Raw genomic sequence first — 13,016 nt, forward strand, 5'->3', positions numbered from 1 at the left:
CACTTCTAAATCTGGAGCGACACACGAGGTTCGAACTCGTGACCTCAACCTTGGCAAGGTTGCGCTCTACCAACTGAGCTAGTGTCGCAATCAACAACGTTTTACGTCGTTCAGGGCTGCGAATTATAAGAGCATTTTTTTGTGATGCAAGTCCTTCGTTGAAAAAATCTTTAAATTTTTCTCGTTCGATGAAAAAGCGCACAAAGCAGCCAAAAATTCATCGCCCTGACGCATGAAATCAAAGCTAAATCTTAAAAATGGTTTGGCGATAGAACTTGAGTTCTGCAATAGATTCACGAATATCGTCGAGTGCGAGGTGAGTTCCCTGCTTAGAAAAACCTTTCAATACTTCTGGATTCCATCTTCTGGCCAACTCTTTCAAAGTACTGACGTCGATATAACGGTAGTGAAAGTAGCCCTCAAGCTCAGGCATATGACGGTACAAAAAACGACGATCTTGCCCAATGCTGTTACCACAGATTGGCGATACTCCTTTAGGTACCCACTTTTCTAAGAAAGCGATGGTTTGTTCAACCGCCTCTTGCTCAGTAATTTGACTACTACGCACTCGTTCTACGAGACCACTACCTGTGTGTGTATTGGTACACCACTCATCCATTTTTGCGAGTTCCTCTTCTGACTGATGAATCGCAAGTACCGGTCCTTCGGCTAAAATGTTTAGCTCGCTATCGGTGACGATAGACGCTATTTCAATAATTTTATGAACGTCAGGATCCAAGCCTGTCATCTCAAGATCGATCCAAATTAAGTTCTGATCGCTAAAGGACATAGATGAGTTGCCTATTTGTTTGCTGCTAAAAGAGGTACTATACCTCAAAATAGTGATAACAAGATACTTCGATAATGTAGCGAAAGTCGTCATACTTAGCTCGTTATCAGCGAACAGATTAAGTAGATATCGTGGCAAAAAAGAAGAAGTTAACTCAAGGTCAAGTGCGTCGAGTGCGCGACAACCAACAAAAACGTTTGAAAAAACAAGCCGACACCATTCAATGGGATGAAGCAATGTTGGGTGATAGCCGTAGAGGGCTAGTGATCACACGTTTCGGTCAACATGCCGATATTGAAGATTCGGAGACAGGGCTTATTGAACGTTGCAACCTTCGCCGTGGTATCGAATCACTGGTGTCTGGCGACAAGGTCATTTGGCGCAAAGGCTTAGAGTCAATGGCCGGAATTTCAGGCGTGGTTGAAGCTGTAGAACCGCGGACTTCAGTGTTAACTCGACCTGACTATTACGATGGTTTAAAACCCGTTGCGGCCAATATTGATCAAATGGTCATTGTCTCATCGGTGCTGCCAGAGTTGTCACTCAATATCATTGATCGCTACTTGATTGCGGCAGAGACCCTTGGTATCGAGCCGCTGTTGGTATTAAACAAAATCGATTTGTTGCAAGAAGCTGATCTCGCCACGTATCGTGAGTGGTTGGCCGACTATGAGAAAATTGGCTACAAAATCCTTTATGTGAGCAAACGCTCTGGCGCTGGCATTGCCGAGCTCGAAGCGCAATTGCAAGATCGTATCAATATCTTCGTCGGACAATCAGGCGTGGGTAAGTCTAGCTTGGTGAATGCGCTCATTCCTGAACTGGATATTGAAGAAGGGGAAATCTCCGAGCTATCCGGTTTGGGCCAACATACGACAACAGCAGCACGCCTCTATCACATTCCGTCAGGTGGTAACTTGATCGATTCTCCAGGAGTTCGAGAGTTTGGACTCTGGCACTTGGAGCCAGAAGAAATCACCAAAGCCTATCTTGAGTTTCGTCCTTACTTGGGCGGCTGCAAGTTCCGAGATTGCAAGCACGCGGATGATCCAGGCTGTATCATTCGTGAGGCTGTAGAAAATGGTGAGATCAGCGAAGTACGCTACGATAATTACCATCGCATTATTGAAAGCATGGCGGAGAACAAAGCCAATCGCCAATATTCGCGCAATAAGAAAGCGGACTTATAACGCATATTGTTGTGTAAGTTTTCGTCACTGATTACTGACAAACAGAATAAATTTCAGTAACATCACGCGCCCGAAACAAGAATCAATCAGACATCATCGGTATTTACAATGGATAAGATTAAAGTTGGACTGCAGTACTGGATCCCACAACATGGCTTAACTCGCCTAGTGGGTAAATTGGCTTCTGCCAAAGCTGGCGGCCTGACCACAGCGATCATTCGCTGGTTTATCAAACAGTACAACGTCAATATGGACGAAGCGAAACACGCCGATCCCAAACATTACAAGACGTTCAATGAGTTCTTTGTACGTGAGCTAAAAGAAGGCGCACGTCCAATTGCTGAAGGCGATGCAATCATTACCCATCCAGCGGATGCTTGTGTCAGCCAGTTTGGCCCTATTACCAACGGCCAATTGATTCAAGCGAAAGGGCATGACTTCTCCGCTCAAGAGCTGTTAGGCGGTGACGCTGCTCTTGCTGAAGAATTTAAAGACGGTAGCTTCGCGACTTTGTATCTATCACCTCGTGATTACCACCGTGTACACATGCCATGCGATGGTACTCTGCGCCAAATGATTTACGTTCCTGGTGATCTGTTCTCGGTGAATCCGCTGACAGCAGAGAATGTACCCAACCTATTTGCTCGCAATGAGCGCGTGGTGTGTATCTTTGATACTGAGTTTGGTCCTATGGCTCAAGTGCTTGTTGGTGCGACCATTGTTGGCAGTATTGAACAAGTATGGGCAGGTACCATTACTCCACCTCGTGGTAATACGGTATACAAATGGGATTACCCAGCCTCTGGCAACCATGCGGTTATCTTGAAGAAGGGCGAAGAAATGGGTCGCTTCAAACTCGGTTCAACCGTCATTAACCTTTTTGCCAAAGACGCGATTCGTTTTGATGAGTCGATGGCCAATGGCCAACCAACGGTGATGGGAACCCCATACGCCCACCAGCAATAAGTTTATTTTTAGCCCCAACAAGCGTTGGGGCTTTTTCTTGACGAAAAACAAAACTCTTCATAAAAAATCAACGGAATTCAGAAACTTCAACCCGCCTCTAAGATGTTCTTTGCACAATGAATTAACCTAAGTTTTCACGTGAAATCTTGAGGTGTGATGAATGCAGAAATTGAACATGACTGTGGTATGGAAGCTGCTGGTTTGTTTTGCGCTCCCTATCGGCATTTTGTTAATGCCCATCGATGCGATTCCTATCGATGATTTGACGCTCATTCAACATCGCCTACTGGCCATCTTTCTACTTGCAGCCTTACTTTGGGTTTTAGAGCCCGTGCCAGTGTTTGCCACTTCAATTCTGATCATCGCCCTCGAGCTGATCATGATTTCCGATAAAGGATTACACCTGTTCCGTACCCCGCCCACCGGACACGATCTCGGTGAGTTGATTAGTTATACCGACATTTTTTCTGCGTTTTCCTCACCCATCATCATCCTTTTCATGGGCGGATTTGCACTCGCCATTGCTGCATCAAAATACGAGTTAGATAACAACCTCGCTCGGGTACTGCTCAAGCCTTTTGGCCAGCAACCCAAATTTATTATGTTGGGTTTGATGCTGATTACCGCGGTGTTTTCGATGTTTATGTCCAATACCGCAACTACGGTCATGATGCTGGCGTTATTAGGGCCAATTGTGGCCTCCGCGCCAAAAGGCGACTTGGGCATAAAAGCACTGGTGTTGTGCATCCCAATTGCAGCAAACACCGGCGGCATCGCGACTCCAATTGGTACCCCGCCCAACGCCATTGCATTGCAATATTTAACTGGAGAAAACAGCATCGACTTTCTCAGTTGGATGGCAATGGGTTTACCCTTTGTTCTGGTCCAGTTGACCATTGCTTGGTTTTTATTGCAGAAACTTTTCCCTTCTAGCGAAGCAAAAATGACGCTGAAGTTAGACGGCAAGTTCAAGAAAAGCTGGCGTGCCGTGGTGGTGTATGTCACGTTTGCCGCCACGATTTTGCTATGGATGACCACGCAATTACACGGCATGAATACCTATGTGGTGGCCATCATTCCGCTGGCAGTGTTTACATTGACGGGCATTATGGGCAAAGAAGAACTCAAGCTGATCAACTGGGATGTGCTTTGGCTGGTCGCGGGGGGGATTGCCATTGGTATCGGGCTGGAAAAAACAGGGCTGGCGAAAGCCTTAGCGCATGCGATCAATTATGAAGCCTTATCGCCTTTTGCCATCATCGTATCGCTCTCCTTAGTCTGCTGGCTCATGGCGAACTTTATGTCCAATACCGCGACCGCCAACTTGTTGATGCCAATCGCGGCCGCCATCGGTACCTCAATGAGCAGTTTAGAAGCCGTCGGAGGCTTACAAGGCTTGCTGGTGGTAGTGGCATTCTCAGCCTCGCTCGGGATGATTCTTCCTGTATCAACGCCTCCCAACTCGCTCGCCTACTCTACCGGCTTAATCGAGAGCAAAGACATGGCAAAAGTGGGCTTGCTGATCGGTGTGATTGGTTTAGCCATCGTCTACGGGGCCGTTTTGATTCTCGGTTAATGAGAAAGCACGACGACAAAGCGGAGAAAGTCACGTCTGTGCTTTGCCAAGATGATAACTTGAGGCATATTGTCGGTCTCTTCAATTAGGGATCACACAATCAATGGGATTTGAATGGCTTGCACTTGCCGCAGCACTACTGTGGGCGATCGCCAGTTTACTTTCGGTCACGCCGGCTCAGCATTTGGGGTCGTTTGCTTACAGTCGTTGGCGAATGGGATGCACGGCGGTCATGCTCTCCAGTATGGCTCTGTTTACCGGAGGCTGGTCGAGTGTCATGGCAGAACACATCACGCCCATGATGTTTTCAGGCTTAATTGGCATCTTTATTGGCGATACCGCGCTGTTTGCTTGCTTAAATCGCATGGGGCCTCGCCAAGCGGGCTTGCTCTTCTCTTGCCATGCCGTCTTTTCCGCCATTCTCGGTTACTTCCTATTTAGCGAAAGCATGACGTCAATGGAGCTACTCGGATCGCTGCTGGTATTTTCCGGCGTCGTTCTGGCGATCTTTTTTGGCCGACGTGGACAAAGTCAGAATGCATTGGAAACCGTCAAAGGTGCCGCTTGGATCGGCATCGCCTTGGGGTTACTGGCGGCTTTGTGCCAAGCGCTAGGGGGAATTATTGCCAAACCAGTGATGCAGACTGACATCGATCCTGTCGCAGCATCCGCTATCCGTATGATCAGCGCCTTTGTGGCACATTGCCTCCTACGAGCCACTGGCGCAAAAATTTCTCGGGCAACACAAAAAATGAATGGGCGCATCTTTACCATTACCGCGATTAACGGCTTTCTCGCCATGGCGGTGGGTATGACGTTGATCCTGTACGCTTTGCGCGATGGGAATGTCGGGATGGTCGCCTTACTCTCCTCGACAACCCCAATCATGCTGTTGCCGATACTGTGGTTCTACACCAAACAACGCCCCAATCGTTACGCGTGGCTTGGTGCCTTCGTCGCGGTGGCGGGGACAGCCATCTTAGTTCAGTGACGCACAGAGACAAAAAAGCCCGAGTCATGCTCGGGCTTTCATTTAGCCGTTTAGGCTTACTTAACCAATACTTGGCCAGTCATCTCTGCTGGAATCTCTAGACCCGCTAGAGACAGCATGGTTGGTGCTAAGTCAGACAGTTTACCGCCTTCCTTGAACTCAACCGCTTTGTCACCGACGTAGATAAGTGGTACTGGTAGGCTAGTGTGAGCTGTGTGGATACCGCCGGTTTCTGGGTCAACCATCATTTCTGCGTTACCGTGGTCTGCTGTGATCAATAGCTGACCACCCACTTCTTTGATCGCTTCAACCACTTGGCCAACGCTTGCATCCAGCGCTTCAATCGCTTTTTCTGCAGCTTCATAAACACCAGTGTGACCAACCATGTCCGCATTCGGGTAGTTACAGATAATGGTGTCGTACTTACCAGACTTAATCGCCGCAACCATTTTCTCAGTCAGCTCAGTTGAACTCATTTCTGGTTGAAGGTCGTAAGTCGCCACTTTAGGAGAAGCGACAAGCTGACGCTCTTCACCTGCAAATTCCGTTTCCACACCACCGTTGAAGAAGAAGGTCACGTGTGCGTATTTCTCAGTTTCAGAAATACGTAGCTGCGTTTGACCCTGCTTAGACAACCACTCACCGTAGGTGTTTTCTAGCGATGCAGGTGGGAATGCGATAGCAAGAGGAATGTCTGCTGCGTATTGAGTCAGCATCACAAAGTTCACTGCTGGGAATGCTGCACGTTCAAAGCCAGCGAAATCAGCCACGAAGGTACGGGTGATTTGACGTGCACGGTCTGCACGGTAGTTCATGAAGATCACCGCATCGCCATCTTGCATTGCTGCACTTTCTTGGCCTTCCGCTTTGATTTCTGTCGCTTTAACGAACTCATCGTTTTCACCACGCTCATACGCGGCAGCAAGACCTGCTACTGCTGAGTCATAAGTGAAGTCTGCCTTCGCTTGAGTAAGAAGATCGTAAGCCACTTGAACGCGATCCCAGTTGTTATCACGGTCCATGGCGTAGTAACGCCCCACCAAAGATGCCACGCGGCCTTTACCTAGCTTAGCGAATAGATCTTGGAAACGTTGTAGTGAGTTCTCAGCACTGCGTGGTGGCGTATCACGACCATCAAGGAAGCAGTGTAGGTAAATCTTCTCAGCGCCACGCTCTGCTGCCATTTCCACCGCAGCAAGAATGTGGTCTTCGTGTGAGTGAACACCACCAGGAGACATCAGCCCCATGATGTGAACCGCTTTTTCCGCTTTCACTGCAGTGTCAATCGCTTCAACAAGCGCTGCCGTTTGCTGAAACTCGCCATCCATGATCGACTTAGTGATACGAGTAAGATCTTGGTAAACCACGCGACCTGCACCAATGTTGGTGTGGCCCACTTCCGAGTTACCCATTTGGCCGTCAGGCAGACCGACATCCATGCCAGAGGCAGAGATAAGTGTATTTGGGTGATTTGCAATCAACGCATCCATAACTGGTTTTTTTGCGTTTGCAATTGCGTTGCTTGCTGTGTCTTCACGGTAACCGTAACCGTCAAGGATAACTAGAGCCAAAGGCTTCTTAGCAGACATAGTGATGACCTCGTCAAATTTCAGTAACTTTCGGCGCTTAGGGCTCATTCCCTGTTTGCCTTGAAACAAAACTAGCGTAATTTTACTACACTTTTTAAGCAAAACTGTAGGGTAAGATCAAATTATGTTGGCGAACCCCCGTTGTATTCTTACAGGCAATAAAGAAAAAAGCGCTTAACCAACCACCAATTATAGTTTCGCTTGGGCAGAAAGATTTCATTGCCATGATAATCCACCACTCACACCTTTTTATAAAGTTGATATCACCAATCACTCTGATAGTTCAATCGAACACGAGCAAGATAAGATCCCATTTATTGGTTAGAAAGTTTTAACGCACTCGCCTCTCGCCAATAACCTCGCTATACTCCTTGCCACTTTATTTTTCCGCTTATGGTTCGAGAGCAACTAAGATGCAAGAGTACACCGACTTTATTCAGCAAAATATGATCATGTTTTTGGCTTGGGTTGGCCTAGTGATCGCCGTGATAATGAGCTTCGTGAAATCGGCCACCGCCGCGTACAAGATCATTACTGTCAACGAACTTACCGCATTGGTAAACCGTGAGAACGGCCAAGTCATCGATATCCGTGCTAAAGACGAATTCAAAAAAGGCCATATCACCGACGCAGTTCACATTTTGCCATCGGATATCAAAGCTGGCAGTTTCGGTGGTCTTGAAAACCGTAAATCAGACCCAATCATCGTAGTATGCAAAACAGGCCAAACCGCGCAAGAAAGCGCTAACCTGTTGGCGAAAGCGGGTTTTGAAAACGTCAGCGTATTGAAAAACGGCCTGATTTCGTGGAGCGAAGCAAACTTACCTCTGGTACGTAGCAAGCGTTAATCCCACCATCCCGTCATCAATGTGGTTATTATCAAAGCAGTTGAACCAACAAGGTGTGACACTTGGCACGGAATGACGGGTTGATCTGGTCATTGATGAATGGCTCGGTTAGTCTCAGGGCAGACACATTCAAGGCTTGAAACATCAGGTCTGATTTAACGAATATTGAAGGATTTAAAAATGGCTGAAGCAGCACCACAAGATACCCAACAACACTTTGCTATCCAACGCATCTTCCTAAAAGACGTGTCATTTGAAGCACCAAACTCACCAGTTATGTTCCAAAAAGAGTGGAACCCAGATGTGAAACTGGATCTGGATACGCAAAGCCGTGAGCTAGGTGAAGGGGTTTACGAAGTCATTCTACGCTTGACGGTCACCGTGAAAAACGCAGAAGAAACGGCATTCCTATGTGAAGTCCAACAAGGTGGTATCTTCACAGCAGAGAAAATGGAAGCAGGTCAATTGGCTCATTGTTTAGGTGCATTCTGTCCAAACATCCTATTCCCATATGCGCGTGAAACTATTTCAAGCCTAGTGGTGAAAGGTACGTTCCCTCAACTGAACCTAGCGCCAGTGAACTTTGACGCACTGTTCATGAACTACCTACAACAGCAAGCTGCACAACAAGGTGCAGAACAAGCTTAATTCCGAATGGAATTAAGCTTTCACTGGCCACAGTGAAAGGCATTAAAAGAAATGCACATGCATCCGAAAACACGATGTTATGTGCATTTTTTATTGGATCGAGCAGAGCGAAGCATTACCCAAGCGCGCTTTAATGAGGGTATACTCTGCCCAATCATCATGAAACTAACCATCAGGTAAACGCATGACTCAAACACTGGTTAATAACGCCTACGGCAAAGAGATTTCAATGACAGTGATCGGCGCAGGTTCGTACGGCACATCATTAGCTATCTCGCTTTCACGTAACGGTGCCAACGTTGTCCTTTGGGGGCATGAACCAGAGCATATGGCTAAGCTCGAAGCGGATCGCGCCAACCACGAATTTTTGCCAGGTATTGAGTTTCCACCCAGCCTGATTGTTGAATCCGATTTAGCAAAAGCCGTGCAAGCGAGCCGAGATCTGTTGGTTGTCGTACCAAGCCATGTGTTTGGTATTGTGCTCAATAGCTTAAAACCCTATCTGCGTGATGATTCTCGTATCTGCTGGGCCACCAAAGGCCTCGAACCTGAAACCGGTCGCCTTCTAAAAGACGTCGCGTTTGATGTACTGGGTGAACACTACTCGTTGGCAGTGTTGTCAGGCCCAACCTTTGCCAAAGAGCTGGCTGCAGGCATGCCAACCGCCATTTCGGTTGCCTCACCTGACGCGCAGTTTGTCGCAGATCTACAAGAAAAAATCCATTGCAGTAAAACCTTCCGTGTTTATGCCAATAGCGATTTTACTGGCATGCAACTCGGCGGCGCAGTGAAAAACGTCATCGCCATTGGTGCAGGGATGTCTGACGGAATTGGCTTCGGTGCCAATGCTCGTACCGCATTAATCACGCGTGGTTTGGCGGAAATGTGTCGTTTGGGCGCCGCGCTTGGAGCACAACCAGAAACCTTTATGGGCATGGCAGGTTTGGGCGATCTGGTGCTGACCTGTACCGACAACCAATCACGTAACCGCCGCTTTGGTCTTGCACTTGGGCAAGGAAAAGACGTCGATACGGCGCAAGCGGATATTGGCCAAGTGGTCGAAGGCTACCGCAACACCAAAGAGGTGTGGATGCTGGCACAACGTATGAGCGTTGAGATGCCTATTGTTGACCAAATCTATCAAGTATTATATCAAGGAAAGGATGCGCGCCTGGCAGCGCAAGATCTGCTGGCTCGCGATAAGAAATCCGAAGGAAAATAAGGACACTTTGGCCCCATTCCAAAGTAGTGAGAATACGCCATGAAACACTGTGAAAAACAAAAAGTCTGGCAGAGCATTGTCAAAGAAGCCCGTGAGCTATCGGAGCAAGAGCCGATGCTTGCCAGTTTTTATCACGCCACCATCATCAAGCATGAAAGCTTGTGTGCTGCATTGAGCTATATTTTAGCCAATAAGCTGAACACGGCCTCCATGCCCGCGATGGCAGTGCGTGAAGTGGTGGAAGAAGCTTTTGCCGCCGATCCCAACATCACCGATTCTGCCGCCTGCGATATCTGTGCGACGGTGAATCGTGACCCGGCTGTTTCTATGTATTCTATCCCACTGCTTTACCTAAAGGGTTACCATGCCTTGCAAGGCTATCGCGTTGCAAACTGGTTGTGGAAACAAGGCCGCTACGCGCTGGCGACCTATCTGCAAAATCAAATTTCTGTAGCATGCCAAGTGGATATTCACCCTGCCGCTCGTATCGGCAAAGGCATCATGCTGGATCACGCAACAGGGATCGTGATCGGGGAAACCGCTGTTGTAGAAAATGATGTATCCATCCTGCAAGACGTGACGTTAGGTGGTACTGGTAAAGAGTGCGGCGACCGACATCCTAAAATCCGCGAGGGGGTGATGATCGGTGCTGGGGCAAAAATCCTTGGCAATATCGAAGTTGGAGAAGGCGCAAAAATTGGCTCCTGCTCCGTTGTACTTCAACCGGTTCCACCGCATACTACCGTCGCAGGTGTACCCGCACGAGTTGTAGGCAGACCACAATCCGATAAACCTTCCCTCGATATGGATCAAGGCTTTAACGGGAAATACCCTAACTTCATTGACGGTGACGGCATCTAACAGCGCGCCATAACAAGCGCAATGCTGATTTCATTGATAGCTCAGGAAAGAACGTACGTGGCAAAACAGAAAACCAACAGATCAGGCTTTTTTTTCCTTTCCATCTGCGTTCTTTTGACTTCACTTAGTTTTTCAGTCTTAGCCACGAATCCCAATGAGCTTCAAGGTGTGAAGAACGAAATCTCCCGCCAGCAGAAGTCTCTCTCAAGCCAAGAAAAACAACTTGACGATTTACAAAAATCCTTGCGTAGCCAAGAAACCACTATTGCGCAGCTCGAAAAAGAGATCCAACAGACCAGACAATCTCTCGCTACCGCTAAAGCAAACGTCAGCCAACTTGAACGAAAAGTGATGGAGCTAGAAGGGCAGCAAAAAGCGCAAACAAAACGTCTAGAAACCCTCATTCAGACCTATTATGTGACGCAAAGAGCCACCGCTTCCGCGTCGTTATTGCAGCAAGGTGTTGAAGAAGATCGCATCAGCCAATATTTCCAACACCTCGCGAAAGCGAGAGCTGAGACCATCCAAGAACTGGAAGAGACTAAACAACAGTTAGAACAGAGTAAACAGCAACGACTTAACGAACAGAACCAAATAGAAGCAATGCTCAAGGAGCAATCGGCAAAGCGCGAGCAGTTGGCGAAAACACAGAGCCAACGTAAGAAAACACTGAATACCATCAAACAAAGCATTTCTAGTGATAAGAACTATCTTGCCGAGCTTCAGCGTAATGAAACTCGACTCAAAGCCGAGATTGCCAAAGCAGCCAAACGCAATGCTATACCAATGGATGGCTTAGCCAAGCAAGCGGGTAAACTCCCTTGGCCGTTACAAGGCTCTGTTCTTCATCACTTTGGCACCAAGCAGACAGGACAAGTCAATTGGAAAGGTATGGTGATCTCAGCGCGCTATGGTCAGCAAGTGAAATCCGTCTATTCTGGCACCGTTGTGTTTGCCGAGTATTTGCGTGGCTATGGTCTTGTCGTACTGATAGACCACGGCAAAGGTGACATGACCTTGTATGGTTACAACCAGGCGTTGTTGAAAAAAGAAGGCGATAAAGTGACGGCTGGCGAAGTGATCGCCCTTGCTGGCGACACGGGCGGGCAAGATCGAGCGTCACTCTATTTCGAAATTCGCCGCAACAGTGAAGCACAAAACCCAAGAAATTGGCTGACTCGCTAACTGGCTGTTTAGCGATGGATGCTTTTTCCCTACCCCTTCAATAAGCAACGACCTAGTAATAGCTTTCCACCAACTCGATAAAACGGGGCAACTCTTCTGCGGTTAAGGCATTAATGCCTGCTGCTGCTGCTCGCCCCCCACCCGTGGCAAACGAGCTGCAAATATCACCCGCCCCTTGTTTATTGGTTAACGGAGCACGTAGAGAGACAGTGTAAGAGTCATCTTGATTGCGCGTCAGAACCGCATGAGCTCGCACTGGCGTCTGATTCGCCAACAAATTGCCAAACACTCCGCTGATTCGGCGCGACGCTGGTGTATCTGGCAGCTCTATCAAAGCCAACTTGTCACTTTGATACTTTGGTAACACAGCTTGCGCTGCGTGTAAATCTTGCTCATAGGCTTGTTTTAATCGATGGTAAGGCGAACTGGCATCGGCAATCACATCAAAAGGCGATGAGTAAGCGAGCAAGCTCAAAAACAGCTCTGCGGGGTCAAAATGCAAATCTGCCAACTTCTCGCCATAACCGTTGTAATTGATTAACGTGCCCAACTCGCACAATTGTGCTCTCTGTTGTTCATTCAAACCCGCTTTGATGGCGAGCTCATCAGCACGCGCGATCAAGTTGTCGCCATACGCGGCAGTGATCGCCCAGTGATGAAAACGTCCGTCCAACAGCTTATCCACAATCAACGCCGTGCAAATGTTGGCATCCAAATCGATATGTGCATCTAGATGGGGGTGAGTTGGAATCTCTCCCGCTTTGTGATGATCGGCGTAAAAGAGCTGCGCCCCAGCCGCTAAGGCGGCTTGCACTCCAGCGATGTTTTTCTCCATTGAAATATCGAGGATCGTCAAATGATCGCCCGCTTGTGCAGCGACTTTTTCCACCAGCTTGATATCGCGTTTTACCCCCGTGACTAAAGCTGCCTGCCTAGGTTGTGCCAGCCTAAGTTGCAATAACGCGATAATGCCATCGGCATCACCATTGAAAATGTCGTAATTCATCGGGAAAGATGTCCATATCTGATTGATTATACGTGGAGTATTTTCCGATGTGAGGCAAAGAAGTCAACGACCATAAAGTGATGAGTCATGCTTTATGGTCATATCAAATACAGCGCTATTACAAGTGAAGTGAAGTGAAGTGAA

At 47.9% G+C, this 13,016-nt stretch carries 12 protein-coding genes and 1 tRNA gene; 9 read left to right on the top strand and 4 right to left on the bottom strand.

Annotation, left to right across the window (positions count from 1 at the left end; translation table 11 throughout):
• Positions 1-12: 12 nt before the first annotated feature.
• Both FC652_RS08725 and orn read right to left on the bottom strand, forming a co-directional pair.
• Positions 13-88 (bottom strand) — tRNA-Gly (locus FC652_RS08725).
• Positions 89-244: 156 nt separating this feature from the next.
• Positions 245-790, bottom strand: coding sequence for an oligoribonuclease (orn, locus tag FC652_RS08730; RefSeq protein ID WP_176298273.1), 546 nt, complete (start codon positions 788-790; stop codon positions 245-247).
• Positions 791-921: 131 nt separating this feature from the next.
• Here orn and rsgA point away from each other — a divergent pair, with 131 nt between their 5' ends.
• The 4 genes from rsgA (at position 922) to FC652_RS08750 (ending at position 5,513) form a co-directional block, all read left to right on the top strand.
• Positions 922-1,980, top strand: coding sequence for a small ribosomal subunit biogenesis GTPase RsgA (rsgA, locus tag FC652_RS08735; protein WP_176298274.1), 1,059 nt, complete (start codon positions 922-924; stop codon positions 1,978-1,980).
• A 108-nt stretch (positions 1,981-2,088) separates the two neighbouring features.
• Complete coding sequence (asd, locus tag FC652_RS08740) at positions 2,089-2,946, top strand: archaetidylserine decarboxylase (protein WP_176298275.1); 858 nt, start codon at positions 2,089-2,091, stop codon at positions 2,944-2,946.
• A 160-nt stretch (positions 2,947-3,106) separates the two neighbouring features.
• Positions 3,107-4,522, top strand: a complete 1,416-nt coding sequence (locus FC652_RS08745) for a DASS family sodium-coupled anion symporter (protein ID WP_176298276.1) — start codon at positions 3,107-3,109, stop codon at positions 4,520-4,522.
• A 103-nt stretch (positions 4,523-4,625) separates the two neighbouring features.
• Complete coding sequence (locus tag FC652_RS08750; protein ID WP_103199867.1) at positions 4,626-5,513, top strand: DMT family transporter; 888 nt, start codon at positions 4,626-4,628, stop codon at positions 5,511-5,513.
• A gap of 56 nt (positions 5,514-5,569) precedes the next feature.
• On the opposite strand, the gene gpmM is transcribed toward FC652_RS08750, so the two are convergent.
• Positions 5,570-7,102 (bottom strand): 2,3-bisphosphoglycerate-independent phosphoglycerate mutase, encoded by a 1,533-nt coding sequence (gpmM, locus tag FC652_RS08755; RefSeq protein ID WP_176298277.1) that lies wholly within the window; start codon positions 7,100-7,102, stop codon positions 5,570-5,572.
• A gap of 413 nt (positions 7,103-7,515) precedes the next feature.
• On the opposite strand from gpmM, the gene FC652_RS08760 reads away from it, so the two are divergent.
• From FC652_RS08760 to FC652_RS08780, 5 genes are all read left to right on the top strand, one after another.
• On the top strand, positions 7,516-7,950 hold the full coding sequence (locus FC652_RS08760; protein WP_176298278.1) for a rhodanese-like domain-containing protein: 435 nt from the start codon (positions 7,516-7,518) through the stop codon (positions 7,948-7,950).
• 180 nt (positions 7,951-8,130) lie between these two features.
• Positions 8,131-8,598: a protein-export chaperone SecB gene (secB, locus tag FC652_RS08765; RefSeq protein WP_011079263.1), complete on the top strand. Its 468-nt coding sequence runs from the start codon at positions 8,131-8,133 to the stop codon at positions 8,596-8,598.
• A 184-nt stretch (positions 8,599-8,782) separates the two neighbouring features.
• Positions 8,783-9,820 carry an NAD(P)H-dependent glycerol-3-phosphate dehydrogenase gene (gene gpsA / locus FC652_RS08770; RefSeq protein ID WP_176298279.1) on the top strand — a complete coding sequence of 346 codons (1,038 nt, stop codon included), beginning with the start codon at positions 8,783-8,785 and terminating at the stop codon, positions 9,818-9,820.
• A 39-nt stretch (positions 9,821-9,859) separates the two neighbouring features.
• The gene (gene cysE, locus FC652_RS08775; protein ID WP_130394372.1) at positions 9,860-10,681 is read left to right on the top strand and encodes a serine O-acetyltransferase; all 822 of its coding nucleotides are present in this window, start codon (positions 9,860-9,862) and stop codon (positions 10,679-10,681) included.
• 21 nt (positions 10,682-10,702) lie between these two features.
• Positions 10,703-11,866, top strand: coding sequence for a murein hydrolase activator EnvC (locus FC652_RS08780; RefSeq protein WP_176298280.1), 1,164 nt, complete (start codon positions 10,703-10,705; stop codon positions 11,864-11,866).
• Between the two features lie 52 nt (positions 11,867-11,918).
• Here the strand turns inward: FC652_RS08780 and FC652_RS08785 are convergent, their stop codons facing one another.
• Positions 11,919-12,872, bottom strand: a complete 954-nt coding sequence (locus FC652_RS08785; protein WP_176298281.1) for a DHH family phosphoesterase — start codon at positions 12,870-12,872, stop codon at positions 11,919-11,921.
• Positions 12,873-13,016: the final 144 nt, after the last annotated feature.

It is taken from the genome of Vibrio sp. 05-20-BW147 (assembly GCF_013369385.1).
Lineage (GTDB): Bacteria > Pseudomonadota > Gammaproteobacteria > Enterobacterales > Vibrionaceae > Vibrio > Vibrio floridensis.